The organism is Allobosea sp. P4_E12 (genome assembly GCF_056401655.1).
The window spans coordinates 1-22,899 of record NZ_JBFUIY010000027.1; the positions used below are offsets into that span (position 1 = coordinate 1).

Sequence of the window (22,899 nt, forward strand, 5' to 3'; positions counted from 1 at the left end):
AACATCTCGGGCACGGGGACGCTGACCAAGCAGGGTTCCGGCCGGCTCATTCTGACGGGGAACAGCAGCTATACCGGGGCGACCTCGGTGCTGTCGGGTCTGCTCACGGTCAACGGCTCGCTGACGGGCTCCGCGATTACCCTGGCCGGCGGTGCGCTCGGCGGTTCCGGCACGGTCGGGAGCGTCATTGTCGGCCATGCCGGCACGGTCGCRCCGGGCAATTCGATCGGCACSYTGAMCGTYGCCGGCAACATTTCCTTCAACCCCGGCTCGACCTATCAGCTCGAGGTCAAYGCCGCCGGCCAGTCCGACAGGATCGCCGCCACCGGGACCGCGACCGTGTCCGGGGGAACGGTGCAGCTCCTGGCGGAACAAGGCGGCTATGGCGCCTCGACGCGCTACACCATCCTGACGGCGCAGGGCGGGGTCATCGGCCAGTTCGCCGCGGTGACCTCGAACTTCGCCTTCCTGACCCCGAGCCTCGCCTATGGCGCCAATGACGTGGCGCTGACGCTCGATCGCAACGCGATCGCCTTTCCGCAGGTCGCCCTGACCCGTAACCAGGCCGGTGCCGCGGGAGCGGCCGAAGCGCTGGGCGCCGGCCATCGTGTCTACGATGCGCTGCTCACGGCAAGTGTCGCCGACGCCCGCGCCGGCTTCGATGCGCTCTCGGGCGAGATCCACGCGCAAGCAGTCAGCGTCGCGATCGAGGACAGCCATCTCATTCGCGAATCCATCCTCAACCGGCTGCGCTGGCCCCTGGCCGCCGGCTCGTCCGGCGGCTCGGTCAACGGCGCCTTCAGCGCCGACGCGCCCGGCAGATCAGCCGGCACAACTCTGCCGGCGCCGCGCCTCGCCATGGAACGCTTCACGCTTTGGGGTGAGGCGATCGGAGCGCAGGGACGCACGGACGGGGACCGCAACGCGGCTTCGCTCGACCGGCGCGGCGGTGGCATGCTGTTCGGCGCCGAGCTCAACTCGACCTGGAGCGAYGCCGGGCAMTGGCGCYTCGGCMTYGCCGGCGGCTAYACGCRCACCGATTTCGATGTCGAYGGGCGCCGCTCGAGYGGAGAACTGGGCAGCGCCCATGGCGCGCTCTATGGCGGCATGCGTTTCGGGGCGGTCTCGCTGCGGGCCGGCGCGGCCTATGCSTGGAGYGATCTCGACGTGACCCGCCGGGTGACACTGCCCGGGATCTCCGATGTGCTGCRCTTCGATGGCCGCAGCGCGACCGCCCAGGCCTTCGCCGAGATCGGCTACGCCCTGCCCTACGGGCCGGTCTCGTTCGAGCCCTTCGCGCAGATCGCAGCCGTCACGGTCCGCACCAGCCGCGACGCCGAGACAGGTGGCCCGACCGCACTGCAGGTRCTCGGCCGKGATCAGCGCCTCGGCTTCTCGACGCTCGGSCTGCGGGCCGAGATGCAGCTCGGCGCGACGCCGCTGCTGGCCCGCGGCATGCTCGGCTGGCGCCATGCCTTTGGCGACACGACGCCCGCAGCCAAGCTCGCCTTCCTCGGCGCAGCAACGCCGTTCCAGACCTTTGCCGCCCCGCTTGCCCGCAACGCCTTGGTGGCCGAGGCCGGCCTCGCCTGGCGCGCCACCGCGACCACCACGCTCGGCGTCAGCTACAGCGCCGCGATCAGCGAGAATGCCCGTGATCATGCCCTCAAGGGCAGGATCGACGTCCGGTTCTAGGGCATCGGCCCGAAAGGTGGACTGCCGTTTTCGGGAAAGCCGATGCAATCACAGATGGCTAAAGCATCGCCCCGAAAAGTGGATTGCGGCTTTCGGGGCAAAGCCGATGCAAAGACAAAGGGTTAGATCATCGGACTGGATACGATATCCGGTCCGATGATCTCGATGTGAGCTCTCGATAGGGTGTTCATCCGGTCCGGAGCGAGGACGCCGAGGTTGCGAAGCTTCAGTCTCCGTCCGAGGAGGACCGGAACGGCGGACGACCGCCGTCCCGGTTTCACCATGCGGCCAACGGCTTGAGCGGGTGGAAGGTTACCGCTGCTTGCCGGCCGGACGAACGGGGCTGATGCCGTCTACGATGCAGGCTGCGCCTCCGGCATCGTCCACTTGCCATTCAGGATCTCGGCCCGAGGACGGTAGAGCCGAAGCGTGTAATTCCACCCCTGCGTAATCGGCAGGCAATTCGCGATTTTTCCGTCGCAGCCGCCGAACTGGATGTCGATCGCGCCATCGGCACTCTTCTTGCCGGTGATGCTGTTGACCGAATAGGCGTCGTAATCGTTCTTCTGGAAGAAGCCCTTGTCGTTATAGACGCTGATCGACCAGAACGAGTCGACAGGGACATCCTTGACCTTGAGCTTGTAAACCGTTGTGCCGTCGTTCTTGGCCGGGGTGAACGAGGGGTACGATGCGTCCTTGTCGGGGTTGCCGCCCCAGCCGGCTGCCGTGCCGATCAGGTGCTTGACCGGATCGACCTTGCCCTTCGGGCCGAAGGCGTTGGTGAAGCTGCCGGATGCCGCCGACAGCGCTTCGAGCGCGTCACGGATCTTCTTCTGTTGAGCCAGGTCCCAGTTCGGGGCCTCGAACTTGCCAGCCGACTTCTGCTCAACCTTAAGCGCATCCTGCAGCGCGTGAACCTGCGCGAGGTCCTTGGTGTCGTTGGGGTCGACAAGGATACGGACCGCAACGAACACATAGCGGGTGCCGACCTTGTCCTTGGTCAGCGTCGTGCGGCCGGGCTTGTAGACCACCATCGGGGTGTAATGGTCTTCACTGATGACCTGCATCGAGATGAAGCGCTTCCCGGCTTCGGGAAGGGTGATGGTCACAGGGCCGGCGTCGAGGTCGAAGAGCGCCTGGGAGTAGAGCGTATCCCGGTTCATCCGGACCACGGGCTGCTTGTCGATCGGTGTCGGCGTCCTGCTATGGGCGAATTTGCCGAAGCCGCCGTCAGCGGCCGTTTTTGCCATATAGAAATCGGTCTCGGCGCGCTTGAAGTTGTCGACATTGACCGGAACCGTCTGCGCATACGCCGCGCATGGCGCGAGAACCAGGAAACTCAGGCTGTAGATCGACGTCATTCGCATGGAACGGCACCTCATTGGCGTCTCTGATTCATGTGCTCATCGGGGCATGACCGAATGGGTCCGCGTCCGTGCTGCGGCTTATCGCCAGCCCAGGGGGCGGGGGAAACCCGTGATCCGCCCCGCCAGGACTGCCGCCGCGGCATTTCGTGCATGGGCCGCCTGCCCGTCTTGCCATTTCGCGCCAATCGCGACCGGGTCTTCTTCACCAGTTGCGGCAACGCGCATCTGGTCGCGCCGATCCAGATGATGGCGCAGAAAGTTCATGGCGCCCGTTCGATCACGGCAGCAAACCCCGCGCATCCGGCGCAGGGCTCGCGCCGAGCATGGGGCGCTGATCACAGCGATCAAGGCCGGCGACCGGGTGAAGCTGGTCGAGCTCTGCCGCGCTCCTCTCGGCCCCCGCGCGCGACGCTCATATCGCCGCAGGGGAGCAGCGGTCCCGGCGTCGCCGTCAGGAAGGGCGGCGGCTGGCCCGGGGATGACGGCCCGGGCTTTCGAGGGCGGGCCAGAGCGAGATGGCGGAGACGGCGGACTCGGTCCTGTGCATGAGCGCGACCATCGCCAGGAGGCCTGGCCGTTCCACGAAAGCATCGGCCCGAAAAGTGGATCGCGGTTTTCAAGCGCAGCGTGGTCTAACCTATTGGGACGAGCATGTTCATCAACGGAACGTGCTGCTGACAGCCATACATGTCGCCCTCGCCCGCGGAACCCTGGGCGCGCGGGCGCCTGATCGTGATCTTGATGGCGTTGGCCATGTCGATCTCGAAGAAGGATGAGATGTCCGAGGGGTCAAGACTGTAAGCTTTCGCGACCGTCTCCGGCGTTATCGCGCCGGAATTCCGGATGGTCTCGTAGTTCGCCTTCTCCCTGCACAGGATGTCGAAGGTGATGCGGTAGGGACCGGCATTCTTGCTGCGAACGATGTCGGCGATCTCGCGGAGCGGACGGGCGGCCATGTCACAAATCCTCCAGCGTGACTGGGAAAAGCTCGGTCGGCGAAGCCACCTTCATCAGGTGATAGGCGCTGAACTCGTAGACGGGGCCGACATCGAGGTCGGACGGGGAATAGGGAAAGGCGAGGTTTCCGGAGGGGTTGATGATGCCCTCGTAGTGATGGTGCAGCATGGCTCCGCTGATCTGGTGGCAGGCGGCATGCGCAAGTTCCTGCGAAGCGGCGGTGACCTCGATCACGAGGCCGATTTCCCGCGCTGGCGAATGCTCCCGCTCCAGCTCCTTCATCACGCCGTCGCGGCCATAGACATGGAACTGCACCGAAATAAGATCGGGCGCGAAATAGTCGCGTGCCCGCTCTTCGAGCTGGTCCAGGATGCCGTCGAGCGCCGCGATCGTGGTCGGACAGCGAATACCGGCGATCGCGATCGAGCGATAGCCGGCGAGTCGCGCGCCCTCCAGCTTGACATAGTAGTCCTCGGTCTCGGTCAGCCTGGCACCGGTGACGCGCACCTGCCTATCGCCGAGCTGCTCGAAGGAGCAACCGGTGAGGTCGATCTCATGCCCCGGGCCGCCTTGCCTGAACGGGTTCTCGCGCTCGTAGAGCGAATGTGCGGAGACGGATTTGACGGAAGCCCGCCGCCTGATGCTGCCGGGCTCCAGCACGAAGCCGTCCTCGTCCACGGTGCCGAGCATCACATCCATGGCGAATGGCTCGGCAGAGAATGCGCCGCATTCAAGAATCTTGCCCATGTGGATGGCCAGGGCCGGATCGGCCCCCTTCCAGATCGGATAGGCGGCGATGACGGAGTCGTCGCAGGCGCGGCCGGCGATGATCACGTTGGCGCCTGCGTCGAGCGCCTCACAGATCGGTTCATGCCCCATCTGCGCGACCAGGGTGACCGTTTCGTCGAGCGCGCCCTGCGTCAGGGGGTAGCCGGCCTCGAAGTCGAGCACCTCGTTCGCCGCCACCGCCTGCTTCGCGCGCTCGATCGGGATATCCGAGCGGATGGTGGCCAGCCTGAGCTGCAGCCCGTTCTCGCTGGCGATCTCGCGGACCAGAGCCGCCGTGCGATCGACCTGGACGCCGGATCCCGCGCCGCCGACGCTGCCGACAATAACCGGTATGCCAGCCGCACGCCCGGCACGGATCAGGGCGGTCAGCTCGCGCTTGATGCTGACGTCCGAGACGAGGGGCTTGCCCGAGCCGAGATAATGCGGACCCGGATCGGTCGACCCGGCATCGACGGCGATCACGGCTGGGTTGAGCGACATGCCGCGCGCGAGCGCTTCTTCGCCAAAGCCATAACCTAGCGTTCCGGTGGGGGTGAGGACTGTGATGGGCGGCATTCCTGCCTCTCTTTCGCGAAGAAGTTCCTTCCACGATAGAGGCGGTCGCACGAGGCCTGCGGTCAAATCGCTTCTGCCGCCTCAGACATAACGAAAAGATATGCTAGATCGGAGGCTCCCCGATGGCTGTCGCCATGATTGCGAGCTTACGGGTCAAGCCGGTCCTGACATGCTCGACGAGAGCGCGCGTGCCGAGCGCGGCATCGCGGAAGCTCGGCAGGGCGACCCAGATGTCGTAATCCACGGCGGGCCGGAAAGGGCGAACGACCAGTTGGCCGCTTGCGAAACCTTCGGTGCTCAACGGATCGACGACCGACACGCCGACGCCGGCCGCGACGAATGAGCAGCAGGCCTCGGTGAGTTGCGCCGTCAGGACGACGTTGGGCCGGGCTCCGGTTTCGGCGAAGGCCTTGTCGACTTGCAACTGCGCGCGATCCTCCTCGACCATGCCGACGAAGCGTTCCCCGGTGAGATCGGTCGCATGGACCACATCCAGTCCGGCCAGCCTGTGGCCCGGCGGCAGTGCGCAGACGGCGCGCATGGTGCAGAGCTTCTCGAACCGCACGCCCGGCCTGTCAGCCGCGAACATGCCGAAGCCGACGTCGACGGCTTGCGTGGCGATGCGCTCGATCAGCAGCCAGGAATTGCGGCTCGACATCTCGATCCGCAGGCCAGGCCGCGCCTCCAGGAATTCGGCCAGGATCGGCGGAAGGATGCGGGTGGCGAGCGAGGGAAAGGCCACGAGCCGGATTTCGCCATAGTCGAGCCGCTGGATCGCCCTGGCGCGCGCCTGGATCGAATCGACGCCGAGGAAGACGCGTTCGACCTCCGCATACAGCATCTGCGCCTCAGCGGTGGGGATGACACCGTTCCTCTGACGATGGAACAGGCCGAAGCCGCATTTGCGTTCGAGCAGCAGAACGAGCTTGCTGACGGCCGGCTGAGACAGCCCGAGCCTCTCACCCGCCCGAGTGAAGCTGCCGAGTTCCATGATCGCCTTGAAGGCCTCGATCTGGCGGATGTTCATGCGCGCGGCGCCTCGGCAGGTGCAGGCATTTCATCACTCATGCCGTGCCCGTGCGCGACGTGGTCGGCGAAGCGTTCCAGCTCGGCCAGGGCATGCGCGACGAAGCTGTCGACGAGGTTGAAGGATCGCGCCGCCTTTGGGCGAATGAGCCAGATGTCGAACTCGACCGCAGGCGAGAACGGCCGGATGATGACGGCGGGGTTGGTGTTGTTGTAGGCGCTGATCGGATCGACCACCGCCACACCGGCGCCGGCCGCGACGAAGGAAAAGGCAGTCTCCGACTGGCCGACCTCGATGCGCAGGCGCCGCTGGATCTTTCGCTCCTCGAAGATCCTGTCGATGACGAAACGCGAATGGTCCTGCGGCCCGAGCGAGATGAAGTCCTCGTCCGTCAGGTCGTGAGCCTCGATGGATCGGCGCGTGGCCAGGCGATGGCCGGCGGGCAGGATGCAGAGCCCGCGCAGCCGGTGAAGATGCGTGCTTTCGACTTCCGGCCGATCGCTCGGCAGAAAGCTAAAGCCAACATCGACATGCTGGGTGGCGACGGCGTCGATCAGGCTACGGGAACGCATGCTTTCGATGCGAAAACGCGTGTCGGGCCTGTCCTTGCAGAAGCCCCACAGAATGTCGGGCACGACGCGACGGGCGATGGCGGGAAAGGCGGCGATGCTGAGCGCCCCCCAGGACTGGTCGCGCAACGCCGTCGCGACCCGGGCAATCTGACCGACGCCTACGAACATCCGTTCCACTTCAGCAAACAGCGCCTGGGCCTCTCGCGTCGGGGCCAGCTTGCTGCCCTGCCGCTCGAAGAGGCGAAAGCCGCAATGGCGTTCGAACAGGGCGATGAGCTGGCTGACTGCCGGCTGCGAGATGCTCATCCTCTCGCCGGCGCGCGTCACACTGCCCGTGGTCATGACGGCACGAAAGGCCTCGATCTGGCGGACGTTCATGTGACAGCATAAGCTCCAGTTATTCTGCAGCGATAATTTTCTATTGGAAAATTATATTCCGCAAGATGATCATCCCCTCAAGGACGCACGAGGATGTCCGAGGGACATTCCGGCAAGCGTTCGGACAACGGGGATCGTCATGTTCATCGAAAACGCCCAGCGGCGCCTGCGCGCCATGATGTCCGTCTCGGCCGGCACGGTTCGCAGCGCACGCTACCTCACCGGCGCATCGCTCATCGGGCTCGGCCTCGCCGCCTCGCTCGGCGCCGCGCAAGCCGACCAACTCGACCGCGTCAAGCAGCGCGGCAAGCTCATCGTCGGCATCCGCAACGACTACATCCCCTTCGGTTATCTGGACCCCAAGGCCCAGAATGTCGGCTTCGAGGTGGATCTCGCCCGGGCCGTCGCCAAGGACCTGCTGGGCTCGGAAACTGCGATCGAATACGTCCCGGTCGTCGCCTCGAACCGGATCGAGTTTCTGAATGCCGGCCGCATCGACGTGATCTTCGCGACGCTCGGCGTCACCGCGGATCGCGGCAAGGTCATCGACTTCACGCAGCACTACTATTCCATGGCCGGTATCGTCCTGATGGCGCCGAAGGAAGCGACCTACAAGAGCTGGGACGACATTCGCGGCAAGAAGATCTGCGGCAGCCAGGGCAATCTCTACAACCGGACGCTGAGCGAGAAGATGGGCGCCGAGCTGGTGCTGTTCACCGGAACCGCCGAAATCTTCAGCGCCTTCCAGGGCGGCCGCTGCGACGCCATCGCCTTTGACGGCCCGAACCTGAACATGAAGGTCATGGAGGACGGCTGGAAGGACAAGTACAAGATCGCGCTGCAGACCTTCGAATACGTCCCGATCGCCGGCGGCGTGCGCAAGAACGAGCCCGCATTCCTCAAGGCGGTCGACACGGCCATCATCAAGGCCGAGGCCGGCGGGCTGATGGTCGAGGGCGAGAAGAAGTACAATCTCGGCGAGAGCGAATACGTCCAGAAGCGCGCTGCCGATGCGAAGAAGGCGCAGTAGCGCGAGCGCGGAGGGTCAGGCGCGAGCGAGCGGGGTTCGGCTCATCATGCATGCGTTGAAGGTCGCTCCTCGCAACAGGCGCCGCGCCATCGATCGCAGCGCCGGCCTCGCCGGCCTGGATGCCGGCGTGCGACGCATGCTGCCGCCGGCGCTCTATCACTACCTCGCCGGCGCCTCCGACGACGAGGCGACGCACGCCCGCAACCTTCGTGCATTCGGCGAGCTCGCCTTCCTGCCCAAGGTGCTCGTCGACGTCTCGCGGCGCTCGCTCGCCAAAACGCTGTTCGGCGTCGAAAGGCCCCTGCCCTTCGGAATCGCGCCGATGGGGCTCAGCCGGCTGATCGCCCCGGATGGCGACATTGCGCTCGCGCGGGCCGCCGCCGATGCCGACATCCCCTTCATCCTCAGCGGCGCTTCATTGACAGCGATGGAAGAGGTCCGGGCGGCCGGCGCGACGAGCTGGTTCCAGGCCTATATTCCAGGCGAAGCGGACCGCATCGCGAGGCTGATCGACCGCGTCGAGGCGGCCGGCTTCGACACTCTGGTGATCACCGCTGACACCGCCGTGCACCCCAAGCACGAGCGCGCCGCGCGGCACGGCTTCCATTCACCGGTGAAGCCGAGCCTGGGCCTCGCCTGGCAGGGGCTGTCGCGCCCGGGCTGGCTCCGGCGCGTTCTCTTGCGCGACCGCTTGGCCGCGCTGAAATTCCGCTTCGAGAACATGGATGCCGAACAGGGGCCCCCGGTCTTTTCCGCGAACCTGGTCCGCGATATCGGCCGGCGCGATGCCCTGTCCTGGCCGCATATCGAGGCGGTGCGCCGACGCTGGAAGGGCAAGCTGGTCATCAAGGGCATCATGGCGGCCGGCGACGCGGCCGTGGCCGAGAAGGCCGGGGTGGACGGCATCATCGTTTCCAATCACGGCGGCCGGCAAGTCGACTGCGCCGCCAGTTCGCTGGCCGCCCTGGAGCGTATCGCCGAGCGCGGCCTGAGGCTGACTGTCATGCATGACGGTGGCATCCGGCGTGGCGCCGACGTGCTGAAGGCGCTCAAGCTCGGCGCCGATTTCGTCTTCGTCGGACGGCCGATGCTGATGGCGGCGGCCATCGGCGGCCAGCGTGGCGCCGCCGAGGCCATCGCCTTGCTGGCAGAGGAGATCGACATCGCCATGGCGCTACTCGGCATCGATGACCTGCGTGGCCTGGCGGAGGTCGAGTTGCTGCGGGATCGGAGACCTCTGTCATGAGCCTCGACTACAGCTGGCTCAGCGACGGCCTCTACCAGACCTGGCTGCTGCGCGGCCTGGGAACGACAATCCTGATGAGCCTGCTCGGCATCGCATTGATGCTGGTGATCGGCGTGGCGGGCGCGCTCTGCCTGCATTTCCGCCTGCCGGTACTGGAGACGCTGACGACCGTTCTGGTCGAGCTGTTCCGCAACACGCCGCCGCTGGTGCAGCTCTTCTTCCTCTATTTCATGCTCTCCGAAGTCGGGCTGAAGCTGACAGATCCGACGACGGGCCGCAGCGTGCCGTTGTTCTCGGGCTTCACCTGCGTGGTGCTGTCGCTGGGTCTCTACAACGGCGCGATTGCGGTCGAGATCATCCGCTCGGGTCTGCTCGCCGTGCCGTCTCAGACCGTCGAAGGCGCGCGTTCGCTCGGATATACGCGCTTCCAGACCTTTCGACATGTCGAGCTGCCGATTGGCTTCAGGCTGTCGATGCCGGCCATGACGAACAATGTCGTCAGCCTGATCAAGACCTCGTCGCAGGCAGCGCTCGTCGCGGTTCCCGACATCATGTACGGCGCGACGCAGATCTCCCTCGAGACCTTCAGGAATCTCGAGGTCATGCTGCTGATCTGGATTCTCTACGTCGCCCTGGCGAGCCTCGCCGTCATCATCCTGCGCCGGCTGGGCGACGTCTTCCGCATCCCCGGATACGGAGTCCAGGCGTCATGAGCCGCGAATGGCGCGCCTTCCTGCTCGGCATCATCGGCGTTCCGGCCGTGCTCGCCGCCTTGCTCTTCGCCGTGTATGGCGCCGAAACGCCGGCCATTCTCGCGAAGATCTGGCTGCGCACGCCGCTGCTGCTCTCCGGCTCGGCCGACTTCAGCGGCTCGACCGGGGGCTTTGCGGCGAACATCCTCATCAGCCTCTGGGCGATGGCGATCGCCGCAGCCGTCGGCGCCGTGCTCGGGATCGGACTGATCTCCCAGGGCAAACTCATCCGCCTTCCCTCCGAATTCGTAATGAACGTGCTGCGCAACTCGCCCTGGCTGGTCGTGCTCTACGCGATGCTCTACCTGCTGCCCTTCGAGATCACGGTCTTCGGCGCCACGGTCTTCCTGTCGCCGATGGTGAAATCGATCGTCGGGCTCGCCCTGCCGGTGACTGCGAACATCGCCGAGGTGTTTCGCGGCGGCGTCGAGGCCATCGCCAGCGGGCAGTGGGAATCGGCGCGTTCGCTCGGCTATCGCCGGCTGCAGATCCTGCGGCATATCGTGGTGCCTCAGGCGCTGCCGCTGATGACGCCGAACCTGATGACGATCTATGCGATGCTGTTCATCGGCACGAGCCTCGTCGTGGTCACCGGAACCTCCGACGTGATTTCGGTCGCGCGCACGGTCATCGGCAGCGACGGCGATCACATCGCCACGGCCGTCTACATTTTCGTGCTGCTGCTCTTCTTCCTCTTCAGCTTTCCGATCGCGATCCTGACACGCTGGCTCGAACGGCGCGTGCGAGCGAGGTGACCATGACGACCGCCATTCCGAAAACCTTCATCGAACTGCGCGACGTCCACAAGTCGTTCGGCGCCTTCCCCGTGCTCAAGGGCGTCTCGCTCTCCGTCAACGATGGCCGCGTTGTCTGCATCATCGGCCCCTCGGGCTCCGGCAAATCGACGATCCTGCGCTGCATCAACGGGTTGACGCCGATCAACAGCGGCAGCATCCGCGTCGGCGATTTCCAGGTGGAGAAACTCCGGACCGACCGCGCATTCATCCCGCTGCGCCATCAGGTCGCGATGGTGTTCCAGCAGTACAATCTCTTCCCCCATCGCACGGTACTCCAGAACCTCACCATGGCGCCCATCCAGGTGCTCGGCGAGAAACCTGCGGAGGTGACGGAGCGCGCCCGCGCCCTGCTCGCCAAGGTTCGGCTGACCGGCAAGGAGGGCGCCTATCCGGGTGAGCTTTCCGGCGGCCAGCAGCAGCGTGTCGCGATCGCGCGGGCGCTGGCCATGCAGCCCCGCGCCATCCTTTTCGACGAGGTCACCGCCGCGCTCGACCCCGAGATGGTCAGCGAGGTGCTGAGCGTCATCCGCGATCTCGCGCGGGAGGGCATGACCTGCGTGCTGGTGACCCATGAGATGCGCTTCGCGCAGGAGGTCGCCGACGAGGTGTTCTTCACCGATCGCGGCGTCATCGTCGAGCACGCGCCGCCCGCGACCCTCTTCAAGGCCCCCTCCGACCCTCGCCTAAAAGACTTTCTCGACAAGGTTCTCTGAAACGCTGCGGCCAGGATTGATTGCGATGACTGCCCTCAAGGTATTGGTTCCCGACGCGCATCTGCGCGATCTCGACGTCGAGCGCGGCGTCTCGGGCGACAGGCTGGACTACATCGTTTTCGACGAGACAGATCCGGACGCGATTCCGGATGAAATCTGGCGCAGTTGTGACGCGGTGCTGGTCTGGCACCGCATGAAGATCACGGCCGACGTGGTCGCCAAGCTCGATCGCTGCAGGCTGATCGTGCGGGTAGGTGTCGGCTTCGACAATGTCGACGGCGCCGCCTGCCGCGCGCGCGGCATCCCGCTCTCGAACGTTCCGAACTACGGCACCACCGAGGTGGCCGACCATGCGCTGGCGATGCTGCTGCATCTCGTGCGGGGGCTCGGCAGCTATGAGGCGCGGCTGAAGGCCGATCCGGTCGCCGGCTTCGTCGCCGAGGACGTGCCGGTGGTGCGCCGTATCCGCGGATCGACCTTCGGCGCGATCGGCATGGGGCGCATCGGCACGGCGGTCGCCCGCCGCGCCGCAGCCTTCGACATGAAGGTCATCTATGTCGATCCCTTCCAGCCGGAGGGACATGATCTCGGCCTGGGCATCGAGCGCGTCCGCACGCAGGAGGAACTTCTGCGCCGCGCCGACGTCGTCAGCCTGCATGTGCCGCTCTCCGACGACACGCGCAATCTTATGGGGGCAGCCCAGTTCGCCGCGATGAAACCCGGCAGCATCTTCATCAACATCGCCCGCGGCGGGCTCGTCGATGTCGATGCCCTCCACGACGCGCTCAAGAGCGGCCACATCGCCGCCGCCGGCCTCGACGTGCTGCCCAAGGAACCGCCGGTGCCGACGCCGGCGCTGATCGAGGCCTGGCGCAGCAACGCCTCCTGGCTCGCCGGGCGCCTCGTCGTGACGCCGCACGCCGCCTTCTACTCGGAGGCCGGCTATCTCGACATGCGCACCTTCTCCGCCGAGATCCTGCTCGAATTCCTGTTCGAGGGACGGCTGCGGAACAACGTCAATCCCGGTTGGGACGCCAAGGCGAACTGACGGCCGGCAAATACCTCTCGCACACGGGAACAAGACAATGGCCTTTCAGCAGAGCGAAACCGACTTCAGGGCGCTCAGCGCCGAAGAACTCCAGGCCTGGCGGGCAATCCCGCCGGCCGTAGCCTCCGACTGCATGAACCGCACGCAGGTGATGAAGGCGGCGATCAAGCCGATCGCTGCCGACACGATCCTCTGCGGCCAGGCCCGCACCGTAACGACGATGGTCGGCGATTGCGGGCCGATCTGCTCGCTGATCGCGGCGGCGAGACCGGGGGAGATCATCGTCGTCGATGCGGGCGGCGTCGAAGACACGGCCGTCTGGGGCGGGGTCATGACGGAAGAGGCCGTTCAGCGGCGGATCGGCGGGGCGGTCATCGACGGGGCGGTGCGGGACGTCTCCGATCTGCGCAAGGCCGGCTTCGCCATGTTCTGCCGCGCCATCGTGCCGAGGGGACCGCATCACGGATTTGGCGGAACGATCGATGGCACCGTCGCGGTCGCGGGCGTGCCGGTTCGATCGGGCGATATCGTCCTCGGCAATGACGACGGCGTTGTTGTCGTACCGCTGGAGCGCGCTGCGGAGGTCCTGGCCGCCGCGCGGGCGCATCTGCTGAAGGAGGAGGACTGGATCAAGACGATCCGTTCCGGCGGAACAATACCTGAAATGTTCTCTATACCGGCCGCAAAATAGCAGCGGAATGACGATGGATTGAGGGTGGCGGCAATCGTTCTGCTGGAGGTCTGCATGGCCCGATAGCGAATGCCGGGTCTCGGGCGAGGCTTGAACCTCTGGAATTGGAGCGAACGTCAGCGATCCACCCGATCGGTCCCGTGCATGAGCGCGCGCATCGCCCGAAGGCTTGGGCGCTCCGCCGGACGAGGCCGCCTCAGGCCGGCGCGGCAGGCGCGCCGGCCCATTCGGTTTGCGCCGGGATCGTCTCGCCCTTCATGACGATGGTGAGCAGGCCGAGCCGGGCGTGGTCGGCGACGTTGGTGTCGTAGAGCACCGTGGTCAGCCCGCCAAGCACGCAGCCGCGGCCGATCTCGATGCGGCCGACCTTCATCACCCGGTCCTCGAAGAGATGGGTCTGGAGGTTGGCGGTCGCGTTGATCGCGGCATAGTCGCCGATGCTGACGCAGTCGAACTCGGTGATGTCGGTCGAGTCGAGATAGACGCCCTGGCCGAGCTTCACGCCGAAGAGGCGCAGCACCCAGGGCAGCATCGGCGTGCCGCGCAGCGCATTGAGCAGGATCGCACCGGCGGTGCCCCAGTAGAGCGTCGTCATCGCCTCGGTGCGCAGCGCCCACCAGGACCAGAGGCCGCGATTGCCGGGCCGGTAGACGCCCATCACCAGCCATTTCATCAGCAGCACCGCCGTCGCCAGCGCAATCGAGGTGCCGACCGCGCAGGCGACGAAGACCGGAGCGAACTCGCTCCAGCCTTCGGCACTTTCGAGGGCGGGGAAGAGGAAGAGTTCCGCCGTGATCGTGCCGAGCGTGATGAACATCATCGTCGGCATCGAGGCGCTGAACAGCTCGAGGACGGCGCGCAGGATGCGGCGCCAGAGCGGAGGCCGGAAGGTCTTGGCGATGTCGGCATCGTCGAAGCGCTGGCGCGAGGGAAGCAGGATCGGCGGACTGCCGAAGCGGGTCTCGCCGGGCTGCATCGCCACGTCGGCGGGCGGCTTCGACTTGATGCCGAGCAGCGAGCCCGTCGGCAGGAAGGCGCCGGGCGGCACCACCGCGTCATTGCCGATGAAGACCCGGTCGCCTGTGCGCACGGGCTTTGCGGTCATCCAGCCGCGGCGGACATCCTCGTCGCCGAGCACGACCTCGTCGGCGACGAAGCAATGCGCGCCGATCTCGATCATGTCGAAGCGGCCGCCGAAATTGGTGGCGATCTCGGTGTCCTTGCCGATCTTGGCGCCCATCATGCGGTACCAGAGCCGCATGTAGACCGTGGAGAACAGCGAGGACAGGCTCTGGAGCATCACATCCGAGGCCAGGCCCACGGTCCATTTGCGCAGGCCGTAGCCGGAGGCGATGGCATGCGTGCCCTCGACCGAGCGCGGCATCACGAGCCAGCGGATCGCGGTGACGAGCAGGACGGTGGCGAACATCAGCACCATCGCGGTCGGCCAGGCGAGGACCGGCAGGACCCAGCGATAGTCGATGCCGACCAGCTCCTGCAGCGGCCCGTCGAAACGGTCGAGAATGAAGAAGGCCGGGAAGATCGGCAGCAGCGCCAGCGCCGGCATCACCAGAAGCATGGCGCCGAAGAAGACGCTCTGCAGCGCCCTGACCGGCACCGAGGGCTGCTGGGCGTGCTGGGGCCAGGACGCGGGATCGACCTTGCCGGTGCGATGGCCGGGCGAACCGTCCCAGTGCTCGAAGGCGCCGACGCGGCTGCCTGCGGCGAGCGCGGTCAGATCGGCGAGCTCGGCGCCCTCCCTGATCACCGTGTCATGGCCGATGGCGCAGGAGGTGCCGATATAGGCGTCCTTGCCGATCGTGATCGTGCCGATCACCAGCTCGTTGCCGATCACCTCGGCATTGGCGAGGCTGAGCTTGCCGCCGAGCGTGACGTCGTCCCCGATCTCGACGAGGTCGATCGCGCCGGCCTCGAAGCCGCTGACGAAGACGCCCTTGCCGACCCGGGCGCCAAGCAGACGCATGGCGACCCTGGCCAGCGGCGTGCCCTGCATCAGGTTGAGATGGACCATCCCGGTGAACTGGCGGGCGAGCCACCAGCGGAAGAAATAGACGCCCCAGAGCGGATAGCAGCCGGGCGTCGTGCGCCAGAGCACCAGGCGCTTGCCGAGGATGCCGGCGATCATCACCGAGAGCGTGACGAGCGCATAGATGCCCATCATCATCAGGATCTCGCGCAGCTCGACGCGCCCGTCGACCGTGATCAGCTCGTAGATGACATAGATCGTCAGCCAGGGGCCGGTCAGCGCCAGCAGCAGCACCGGCATGCAGGCGAGCTGCGCCAGCCCGCAGAACAGCCGGCGCCGCAGCGGCGGCGGCGTGAAGGTGAGATCGCGCGCCGGCGGCCGGCCGATATTGGCCTGCCTGCGCTCGTCGAGCCGGGCGGCGATCGCGCGCAGGGTGCGCAGGCTGTAGACGTCCTCCAGCGTGATGCTCGGCAAAGCGGGATTGGCACGCACGCCGGCAAGGAAGGTGGCCGCCAGCAGCGAATGGCCGCCGAGATCGGCGAAGAAATCGGCCTCGAACCCGATCGTCTGGCCCGGGAAGAGCGGCCGGGCGGCGTCGAGCAGCGCGGCTTCGGTCGCGCTCCGCGGCTCCTCCTGTTCCTCGGCGGAGGCCACCATCGTCAGCGGCGCCGCCTTCAGCGCCTTGCGGTCGGCCTTGCCCGAGGTCAGGCGCGGCAGGCTCGCCATCTCCTCGAAATGCGAGGGCAGCATATAGGGCGGCAGGGTCTCCTTCAGGGCGGCGCGCACCGCTGCACGGTCGAAGGCGGTCGCCGTGTCCGTCACCACGAAGGCGACGAGCCGGTCGATGTCGTCGTCGCGACGCAGCACCACGGTCGCCTGCGCGATGCCGGGCAGGTCGCAGAGCCTGGCCTCGATCTCGCCGAGCTCGAGCCGGAAGCCGCGCAGCTTGACTTGATCGTCGATGCGGCCGTGGAAGAGGATCTTGCCCTTCTCCGAAATGCTGACCGCATCGCCCGAGCGGTAGAGCACCGGGTCGGTGCCGTCGCCGCCGAAGGGATTGGCGATGAACTTCTCGGCGGTGAGCTCGGGACGGCCGAGATAGCCCGCGGCGACGCCGGGGCCGCCGATCAGGAGCTCGCCCTCGGTGCCGGGGCCGACGATCGCCATCTGTTCGTCGACGACATAGCAGGTGTAGTTCGGGATCGGCAGGCCGATCGTCACCGCCTCGTCCGGCGTGACCTCGTCGACGGTGGCGACGACGGTGGCCTCGGTCGGCCCGTAGGAGTTGAAGACCTTGCGGCCCGGGCGGCACCAGCGTTGGCGAACAGCCGGCGGGCAGGCCTCGCCGCCGAGGATGATGATGCGCAGGCTCGGGATGTCCTGCGGCATCATCGCGAGCAGCGTCGGCACGGTGACGAGCGCGGTGATGCCGGCCTCGGTCATCAAGGCCGGCAGGCGCTCGACCTCGCCCAGCACCTGCGCCGAGGCGACCCAGAGCGTCGCACCGACGAGATAGGGGACGAAGATCTCCTCCAGCGAGAGATCGAAGGCGACGGAGGCGCCCTGGAAGGAGACGTCGTCAGCCGCCATGCCATAGACGTGGTTCGACGAGCGCAGATAGTGGCAGATGTTGCTGTGCGCGATGACGATGCCCTTGGGCTTGCCGGTCGAGCCCGAGGTGTAGATCGCATAGGCCGGGCTCGCCGGCGTCACGCCCTCACTGCGCGGATCGACCGGCGGAGCGTCCGTGCCGGCGGCGATCAGGTCGGGGCAGCGCACGGCCTCGGCGGGCAGCTCCCGGTCGAGTTTCGCGCCGGTGACGTCGTCGATGACGATGATACGGGCCTCGCAATCGGCGAGGCATTCACCGATGCGCTCGGGCGGGGCGTCGGCGTCGAAGGGGATATAGGCCGCACCGGCCTTGAGGATGCCGAGCAGCGCGACATGCAGGTCGAGCGAGCGCGACATCCACAGGCCGACAAAGGCCCCTGCCCCGACGCCGCGCGCCCGCAGCGCGCGCGCCACCTTGTCGGCGCGGGCGTCGAGCTCGGCATAGGTGACGCGCTCGGCTGCGAAGATGATGGCTGTATGCTCAGGCGTCCGCCGGACGGATGCCTCGAAGATCTCGCCGAGCAGTTCGTCGCGCAGGAGCGAGGGCTCCACGGCGCCCACGAGCTTTCCGGCACCGCGCCCGACGATGGCATGCATGATCCGCTTCCCCCAGCCAGACGCCGCAAGGCTGAACCGCCTGTGCGAGACCGGGATTTGCTAGCGATGAGAGATGTAGATTGCGTTAGGACATTGCGAAGCGTTGTTCCCGCCCCGCCCCACGAACGCTGGGTCAGCGCAAGGCAGGCTCTTCAGGCTCGGGAGGAGAAAGCCCCCTGGCCGGGGCGATCGATCGCAACGCTTGCGGACGGCACTCTAACGACGGGCCCGGAGCTTCATCGGCATGCCGCCCTGCGGCCGCAGCGTGATCCGCTGCTGCGGGACCGGCGGATCGCTTCCGGCGTATTCGAACCGGAAGGCGCCGATCAGCTGGGTCAGGCTCAGCACGGCCTCGATCATCGCGAAATGCTGGCCGATGCAGATCCGCGGTCCGGCGCCGAACGGCAGATAGCCATAGCGATCGATCGTCTCGCGCGCTCCAGGCAAGAAGCGCTCCGGCCAGAACTGCGTCGGCGCGGTCCAGAGGGAGCGATGCCGATGCAGCACATAGGGCGAGATGATCACGAGCGCGCCCTTGGGGATCGCGACGCCCCCGACCTCATCCTCGGCTATCGCGACGCGCGACAGCGAGGGCACGGGCGGGTAGAGTCGCATGGCCTCCTCGATCACCGCGCGCGTCATGGTCAGGCGATCGCCAGCGAGCACTGCGGCGACAGGGTCGGCCGCCACCGCATCGGCCTCGGCCTCGAGGCGCTCCCTGACATCGTCGGCCATCGCGACGAGGTAGAGCGACCATGTCAGGGCATTGGCCGTCGTCTCGTGGCCAGCGCCGATGAAGGTCACGATATTGGCGCCGACCTCTGCGTCGGTGAGGCCCGTGCCGGTTTCGGGATCACGCGCATCGAGCAGGGCATCCAGCAGATCGCGGGCATGCGGATCGGCGCTTGGCGGTTGAGACAGGCGCAGCGTTTGCCGGTCGGTCACGATCGCCTCGATCTGCCGCTCGAAGAAATCGATGGCGGACCGCGCGCGAATGCGGCCGATCCGCGGGATCCAGGCCGGTGCGCCCAGGATATCGAGCGGATCGATGCGCCCCTGCGTCGCGAAATAGCGGGTCAATGCCTGCCCGAAGGCCACGGCGCCGCCCGCGATCGCGTTCGAGAACAACGTTTCGGCCAGCACGTCATAGGTCAGCCGCGTCATGTCCTCGCCGATGTCGACGATCCTGCCGGCGCGTCGCTGCGCCATCCGCGCCACCTGACTGGCGATCGGGGGCAGCATCCTCGCGGCAAGCGCTTCGACCCGCCTCGGCGTGAACAGCGGGGCCAGCGTGCGGCGGGCCCGCTTCCAGGCGTCGCCCTCGACCGTCAACAGTCCCTGCCCCAGGCCGGGCGCGAGAATGGTCTTCTGAAGCGCGTCCTTCGGATAATTCGCGTTGTTCTCGACGAGCACGTGCCGGATCGCAGCAGGGTCGGAGATGACGACGCCATAGCCGAGCACACTCTTGCCGGCGACGATCGGGTCCTCGAAATGCTGCTGGCGCCAGATCGTCAGCGGGTTGCGGCGCAGGCGCAGCAGCAGCTCCAGACGGCCGAGCTGGCGATCGCCCGGAATCGGCGCCGGGGGCGTCCGCCTCTTGGACGGCTCGGCGGGAACCTCTGACAGAACCATGCGATGGCGCCTTCTGAAACGAAGAACCGCCGGGCGAGCGTGACCTGTGCGGGTGTCGTTTCAAAGGCAGGTGCTGAGGGCTGCTGAAAAGGCGATCCCCTCCGATCGAAGGGGGCGCCCGGCGAGGCAACACCCCGGAAAAGGGCTGAACCCATCCCTCGCATTCAGGGAATCGTTACGTTCAGCAGCTACGCCCGGTCTTCATCGGGCACGCGGAGCTCGCCGGGTCGCGCAGGATGACAGCTCCACAAGGCGACCCTGCAGCGTCACGCGCGCTCCCGGCGCGGAAGGCTCGACCTGCGCTTCCCGTCCTCTGGACTCCCGGCCGGACGCTCGCCCCGTCCAATCGCGCTGCAATGGATCAGTTTCTCGCCAGCGCACGCAAGCTGGATCTGGATGTTACGATCGTCGCAGAAGCCGACCTCGATCGGCTGGCTGAGTTCGACGGCGTTTTTATCCGGGATCACACGCGCCTGGACGATTACACCCACCAGTTCGCGCTGCGTGCGGCCGAACTCGGCCTGGCCTCGATCGATGACCCGATCTCGATGCGGATCTGCGCCGACAAGGTGTCCCAGGTCCGTCTCTTCGAACGCCACCGGGTGCCGACGCCGAAGACGTTGCTCCTGCACCGCGGGAACATCGGCGATGCGATCCCGCTGCTCGGCCTGCCCTGTGTCGTCAAGCTCCCGGACAGCTCGTTTTCCAGAGGCGTCTGCAAGGTGGAAGGCGAGGCCGAATTTCGGGTGCGCTGCCTGCAATGGTTCGATCGCTCCCCCGTCCTGGTCGCTCAGGAGTACATCCCGACCCGCTTCGATTGGCGCATCGGGGTGCTCGATCGCCGGCCGCTCTTCGCCTGCCGGTATCACATGGTGCCGGGCCATTGGCAGGTTGTGCAGAACGCGGGCTCACGGGACTATCGGGAAGGCTTGACCGAGGCCGTCGCCATCTCCGAAACGCCCAAATCCGTGCTGGCAGCTGCGCTGGCTGCCGCCGACACGGTCGGCGACGGCTTTTATGGCGTTGACGTCAAGGAGTGTGGAGAGCGGCCCCTCGTGCTCGAGGTCAATGACAACCCCAATGTCGATGCCGGCCATGAAGATGCGCTCATCGGGAATGCGCTCTACGACACGGTCATGGGATCGCTCGATCACCGCATCAGAGCGACGGGCCGATGATCGACAGGGCACCGCCCCGGGGCCGCGGCGTCCTCCCTCGGAGGCCTTCGAATGCCAGCCTTCAGCCGGTCCGACCCCGCCAGCCCGGGCCGGCATCCGGAACGCATCACAGATGCGGACCTCGAGCGGGGAATAGCGGAGCTTTTGAGCCGGCGAGCGCCGGTCTCGCCGCTCCAGGGGCTTGCCGCTCTTCGCCCTTGCCAAGGAACGGGTCCCGATCGCGGCATAAGCGGACCATGGCCCACCGTGGCCCCGACCAGAATTGATGGGACTACGAATTAGGAACTGAACAACGGGGACATGGTTCGGCTCTATCGACCGCGAGCCGAAATTCTCAACGGATCGCGGACGTTTCCGGAGGCACAGCCGATGAACTCCCCGGCACCTTCTAGCTGGCTGTATCAACTCCCACTTTGGGGACGCGATGCCTTTTGGGTCAGGGCCGCGGAATCACACTGATCAACACCGGGATCAGGAAGCCGAGTGCGAAGGCTGCCGACAGGCAGATCAGGCGCATCCTGCGGATGAAGGCTGATGTATCGCGGATCATCCGACCTGCATCCTTCGCGCTGTGCTCGAAGGCCAGAGCTGCGCAGGCCAGCAGCAATGCCGCCGACAGGCCATGGAGCGAGACAGCGAAGCCATCCGGCAGGAGGCGCAGCATGGCCGAGGCCATGAGGATGATGGCTCCGATCAGGGCGCCTGCGGCGATCAGCACGGGAACGCGTGCAAGGATCGAAACCCTGACGTCCCGGGTGATGGATTGAGGGGCAAACGCGGTGTGAAGGGACATCCGACCAAGCCTTCCGGGGGTTCCCTCGGATCATCTCCCCTTCCCGCGCCCGCTTGCATGCGCTTGATCACACAAGCTCCGAAGCCAGCCCCAAGCCGGCGAATTCGACCGTGGCCGGAGGCCCGCAGGCGAGCATTCCCGACTGGAGCTGCCTGACAGGACCGCTTGCCTGACAGGGCCTCTTGCCCGACGGGACCTCTTGCCTGAGCGGACCGCCTGAGCTCGGCTCTCGACCGCAAGCGGCCGCAGGCGACCGGTCAAGGCAACGTCCGGGTCTGGTTGGGACGGACCTCAGTCGGTCTCTGAAAAATGCTGATAACGGCCCCCCCTTGCAGACGCTTCGTCGACGCGACACCGTGGCGTTCAGGTCAGGCTGCCAATCGTTCGCCCGTCCTGCGCCCGCTCCCCGGCAGCCCGGCCGTTCACGGTTGCGCGGCCAGTGCTTTGGCTATCGCCTGCGCAATCCAGTCCTGCGGGGTCAGCCCCGCCGCCCGCGCCCTGGCGCTGACCGCGTCGACGACGTCGGGCATCAGCGGCACGTCGAGAATGATGCGGTCCGCGATCTCGATAGCGTAGACCGCCCGTGTCGCCTGCAGGCTGAAACTCCGCAGCCGGGCGGTCTTCTGCGCGTCGGCCAGCGCCGTGTCCTTGGCCAGCAGGGCGCAATAGGCGCCGATCAGATTGTCGATGATCAGGGTCTTGCTCAGGCCCTGGCTGCGCAATGTGTCGACGGCGGCATTGAGCGAGGCGGGATGGTCGAGCGGATCGGAGACCGGCAGCAGCGCCGTGATGTCCTTGACGCCGGCCGGCGTATCGGCGGTCGGCCGCCCCCCGCACTCGAAACCGGCCGCCCAGGCGCCCGGGCCGATCAGCAGGGTCGACAGTGACAGCGCAGCCAGCAGGCACGTTGCGGTTCGCATGATGGTCCTCCTCGAATTGGCCCGAGCCGGTGCCGGCCGCCATGGAGCCCGGCGCTCACTGCGCCTTCTCATAGGCAGCATATTGCTCTTCGGTCATGGTCGGCAGCTTCTGCACGAAGGCGACGACGGCCCGCAGGTCGTCATCGCTATGGGTGTCCGCGAAGGACGGCATGCCGGTCATCCGCACCCCGTTCTTGACGATCCAGAAGATCTCGGCGGCGCTCCAGTGCTGGATCGTATCCGGCAGGAAGGGCGGCTCCGGATTGAGGCCCTTGCCGATATCGGTCGGGTCCTTCCCCGGGGCGCCATGACAGTAGACGCAGGTCTCGTTGTAGAGACGGAAACCCCGGGAAATGTCCGTGGACGGTGCGGGCGCCGGCACCGTGGCCGCCTGGCGGGCGACCGACTGGCGCATGGCGGTCTGCAGGAGGACGAATACCGGGGCGCTGTGCGGCTCGCGGGCGGCGATATTGACGAGGCCGCTGAAGACCAGGGCGAGGCCGGCGATGGCCAGGACGATGAAGGCTGTGACGAAACCCGCGATGAATCGCATGGCACCCTCCG

At 66.6% G+C, this 22,899-nt stretch carries 20 protein-coding genes; 9 read left to right on the forward strand and 11 right to left on the reverse strand.

Annotated elements, in window-relative coordinates; translation table 11 throughout:
• Positions 1-1,695, forward strand: a 1,695-nt coding sequence (locus tag AC1DW9_RS26805; protein ID WP_476855233.1) for an autotransporter family protein, incomplete at its 5' end; no start/stop codon positions are given.
• 353 nt (positions 1,696-2,048) lie between these two features.
• On the opposite strand, the gene AC1DW9_RS26810 is transcribed toward AC1DW9_RS26805, so the two are convergent.
• The 6 genes from AC1DW9_RS26810 to AC1DW9_RS26835 all read right to left on the reverse strand — a co-directional run bounded on the left by AC1DW9_RS26810 (position 2,049) and on the right by AC1DW9_RS26835 (position 7,340).
• Positions 2,049-3,056 (reverse strand): DUF1254 domain-containing protein, encoded by a 1,008-nt coding sequence (locus tag AC1DW9_RS26810; protein WP_441493596.1) that lies wholly within the window; start codon positions 3,054-3,056, stop codon positions 2,049-2,051.
• An 84-nt stretch (positions 3,057-3,140) separates the two neighbouring features.
• Positions 3,141-3,326, reverse strand: a complete 186-nt coding sequence (locus AC1DW9_RS26815; RefSeq protein WP_441493594.1) for a hypothetical protein — start codon at positions 3,324-3,326, stop codon at positions 3,141-3,143.
• Positions 3,327-3,694: 368 nt separating this feature from the next.
• A complete protein-coding gene (locus AC1DW9_RS26820; protein WP_441493593.1) occupies positions 3,695-4,018 on the reverse strand; it encodes a DUF4387 domain-containing protein in 324 nt (107 codons plus the stop codon).
• A gap of 1 nt (position 4,019) precedes the next feature.
• The gene (locus tag AC1DW9_RS26825) at positions 4,020-5,363 is read right to left on the reverse strand and encodes an acyclic terpene utilization AtuA family protein (RefSeq protein ID WP_476776251.1); all 1,344 of its coding nucleotides are present in this window, start codon (positions 5,361-5,363) and stop codon (positions 4,020-4,022) included.
• Positions 5,364-5,466: 103 nt separating this feature from the next.
• Positions 5,467-6,390 carry a LysR family transcriptional regulator gene (locus AC1DW9_RS26830; protein ID WP_476776252.1) on the reverse strand — a complete coding sequence of 308 codons (924 nt, stop codon included), beginning with the start codon at positions 6,388-6,390 and terminating at the stop codon, positions 5,467-5,469.
• Positions 6,387-7,340, reverse strand: a complete 954-nt coding sequence (locus AC1DW9_RS26835) for a LysR substrate-binding domain-containing protein (protein WP_476770720.1) — start codon at positions 7,338-7,340, stop codon at positions 6,387-6,389. Before AC1DW9_RS26835 ends, AC1DW9_RS26830 begins: the two co-directional genes overlap by 4 nt.
• A gap of 139 nt (positions 7,341-7,479) precedes the next feature.
• Between AC1DW9_RS26835 and AC1DW9_RS26840 the strand changes: the two genes are divergently transcribed.
• The 7 genes from AC1DW9_RS26840 to AC1DW9_RS26870 are packed head-to-tail and all read left to right on the forward strand — an operon-like array spanning position 7,480 to position 13,617.
• A complete protein-coding gene (locus AC1DW9_RS26840) occupies positions 7,480-8,370 on the forward strand; it encodes a transporter substrate-binding domain-containing protein (protein WP_441493589.1) in 891 nt (296 codons plus the stop codon).
• Between the two features lie 46 nt (positions 8,371-8,416).
• Positions 8,417-9,616, forward strand: a complete 1,200-nt coding sequence (locus AC1DW9_RS26845; RefSeq protein WP_476776253.1) for an alpha-hydroxy acid oxidase — start codon at positions 8,417-8,419, stop codon at positions 9,614-9,616.
• Positions 9,613-10,329 carry an amino acid ABC transporter permease gene (locus AC1DW9_RS26850; RefSeq protein ID WP_476776254.1) on the forward strand — a complete coding sequence of 239 codons (717 nt, stop codon included), beginning with the start codon at positions 9,613-9,615 and terminating at the stop codon, positions 10,327-10,329. The genes AC1DW9_RS26845 and AC1DW9_RS26850 overlap by 4 nt, the downstream gene beginning before the upstream one ends.
• A complete protein-coding gene (locus AC1DW9_RS26855) occupies positions 10,326-11,123 on the forward strand; it encodes an ABC transporter permease subunit (protein ID WP_476776255.1) in 798 nt (265 codons plus the stop codon). The genes AC1DW9_RS26850 and AC1DW9_RS26855 overlap by 4 nt, the downstream gene beginning before the upstream one ends.
• 2 nt (positions 11,124-11,125) lie before the next feature.
• On the forward strand, positions 11,126-11,878 hold the full coding sequence (locus tag AC1DW9_RS26860) for an amino acid ABC transporter ATP-binding protein (protein ID WP_441493585.1): 753 nt from the start codon (positions 11,126-11,128) through the stop codon (positions 11,876-11,878).
• 25 nt (positions 11,879-11,903) lie between these two features.
• On the forward strand, positions 11,904-12,926 hold the full coding sequence (locus tag AC1DW9_RS26865; RefSeq protein WP_476776256.1) for a C-terminal binding protein: 1,023 nt from the start codon (positions 11,904-11,906) through the stop codon (positions 12,924-12,926).
• Between the two features lie 37 nt (positions 12,927-12,963).
• On the forward strand, positions 12,964-13,617 hold the full coding sequence (locus AC1DW9_RS26870; RefSeq protein WP_441508666.1) for an RraA family protein: 654 nt from the start codon (positions 12,964-12,966) through the stop codon (positions 13,615-13,617).
• Between the two features lie 196 nt (positions 13,618-13,813).
• Here AC1DW9_RS26870 and AC1DW9_RS26875 read toward each other — a convergent pair whose 3' ends face one another.
• Both AC1DW9_RS26875 and AC1DW9_RS26880 read right to left on the reverse strand, forming a co-directional pair.
• Positions 13,814-17,812: a Pls/PosA family non-ribosomal peptide synthetase gene (locus AC1DW9_RS26875; RefSeq protein WP_476776257.1), complete on the reverse strand. Its 3,999-nt coding sequence runs from the start codon at positions 17,810-17,812 to the stop codon at positions 13,814-13,816.
• A 216-nt stretch (positions 17,813-18,028) separates the two neighbouring features.
• Positions 18,029-19,444, reverse strand: coding sequence for a cytochrome P450 (locus AC1DW9_RS26880; protein ID WP_476776258.1), 1,416 nt, complete (start codon positions 19,442-19,444; stop codon positions 18,029-18,031).
• Between the two features lie 356 nt (positions 19,445-19,800).
• Between AC1DW9_RS26880 and AC1DW9_RS26885 the strand changes: the two genes are divergently transcribed.
• The gene (locus AC1DW9_RS26885) at positions 19,801-20,622 is read left to right on the forward strand and encodes an ATP-grasp domain-containing protein (protein WP_476776259.1); all 822 of its coding nucleotides are present in this window, start codon (positions 19,801-19,803) and stop codon (positions 20,620-20,622) included.
• A 436-nt stretch (positions 20,623-21,058) separates the two neighbouring features.
• Here the strand turns inward: AC1DW9_RS26885 and AC1DW9_RS26890 are convergent, their stop codons facing one another.
• From AC1DW9_RS26890 to AC1DW9_RS26900, 3 genes are all read right to left on the reverse strand, one after another.
• Complete coding sequence (locus AC1DW9_RS26890) at positions 21,059-21,415, reverse strand: hypothetical protein (protein ID WP_476776260.1); 357 nt, start codon at positions 21,413-21,415, stop codon at positions 21,059-21,061.
• Positions 21,416-21,837: 422 nt separating this feature from the next.
• Positions 21,838-22,335 (reverse strand): hypothetical protein, encoded by a 498-nt coding sequence (locus AC1DW9_RS26895; RefSeq protein WP_441493579.1) that lies wholly within the window; start codon positions 22,333-22,335, stop codon positions 21,838-21,840.
• A 55-nt stretch (positions 22,336-22,390) separates the two neighbouring features.
• Positions 22,391-22,888, reverse strand: a complete 498-nt coding sequence (locus AC1DW9_RS26900; RefSeq protein ID WP_476776261.1) for a c-type cytochrome — start codon at positions 22,886-22,888, stop codon at positions 22,391-22,393.
• Positions 22,889-22,899 lie beyond the last annotated feature (11 nt).

Bases quoted from the DNA above. Each gene is read 5' to 3' on its own strand.
- AC1DW9_RS26810 (WP_441493596.1), bottom strand. From the start codon at position 3,056: ATGACGTCGATCTACAGCCTGAGTTTCCTGGTTCTCGCGCCATGCGCG.
- AC1DW9_RS26815 (WP_441493594.1), bottom strand. From the start codon at position 3,326: ATGAACTTTCTGCGCCATCATCTGGATCGGCGCGACCAGATGCGCGTT.
- AC1DW9_RS26820 (WP_441493593.1), bottom strand. From the start codon at position 4,018: ATGGCCGCCCGTCCGCTCCGCGAGATCGCCGACATCGTTCGCAGCAAG.
- AC1DW9_RS26825 (WP_476776251.1), bottom strand. From the start codon at position 5,363: ATGCCGCCCATCACAGTCCTCACCCCCACCGGAACGCTAGGTTATGGC.
- AC1DW9_RS26830 (WP_476776252.1), bottom strand. From the start codon at position 6,390: ATGAACATCCGCCAGATCGAGGCCTTCAAGGCGATCATGGAACTCGGC.
- AC1DW9_RS26835 (WP_476770720.1), bottom strand. From the start codon at position 7,340: ATGAACGTCCGCCAGATCGAGGCCTTTCGTGCCGTCATGACCACGGGC.
- AC1DW9_RS26840 (WP_441493589.1), top strand. From the start codon at position 7,480: ATGTTCATCGAAAACGCCCAGCGGCGCCTGCGCGCCATGATGTCCGTC.
- AC1DW9_RS26845 (WP_476776253.1), top strand. From the start codon at position 8,417: ATGCATGCGTTGAAGGTCGCTCCTCGCAACAGGCGCCGCGCCATCGAT.
- AC1DW9_RS26850 (WP_476776254.1), top strand. From the start codon at position 9,613: ATGAGCCTCGACTACAGCTGGCTCAGCGACGGCCTCTACCAGACCTGG.
- AC1DW9_RS26855 (WP_476776255.1), top strand. From the start codon at position 10,326: ATGAGCCGCGAATGGCGCGCCTTCCTGCTCGGCATCATCGGCGTTCCG.
- AC1DW9_RS26860 (WP_441493585.1), top strand. From the start codon at position 11,126: ATGACGACCGCCATTCCGAAAACCTTCATCGAACTGCGCGACGTCCAC.
- AC1DW9_RS26865 (WP_476776256.1), top strand. From the start codon at position 11,904: ATGACTGCCCTCAAGGTATTGGTTCCCGACGCGCATCTGCGCGATCTC.
- AC1DW9_RS26870 (WP_441508666.1), top strand. From the start codon at position 12,964: ATGGCCTTTCAGCAGAGCGAAACCGACTTCAGGGCGCTCAGCGCCGAA.
- AC1DW9_RS26875 (WP_476776257.1), bottom strand. From the start codon at position 17,812: ATGCATGCCATCGTCGGGCGCGGTGCCGGAAAGCTCGTGGGCGCCGTG.
- AC1DW9_RS26880 (WP_476776258.1), bottom strand. From the start codon at position 19,444: ATGGTTCTGTCAGAGGTTCCCGCCGAGCCGTCCAAGAGGCGGACGCCC.
- AC1DW9_RS26885 (WP_476776259.1), top strand. From the start codon at position 19,801: ATGGATCAGTTTCTCGCCAGCGCACGCAAGCTGGATCTGGATGTTACG.
- AC1DW9_RS26890 (WP_476776260.1), bottom strand. From the start codon at position 21,415: ATGTCCCTTCACACCGCGTTTGCCCCTCAATCCATCACCCGGGACGTC.
- AC1DW9_RS26895 (WP_441493579.1), bottom strand. From the start codon at position 22,335: ATGCGAACCGCAACGTGCCTGCTGGCTGCGCTGTCACTGTCGACCCTG.
- AC1DW9_RS26900 (WP_476776261.1), bottom strand. From the start codon at position 22,888: ATGCGATTCATCGCGGGTTTCGTCACAGCCTTCATCGTCCTGGCCATC.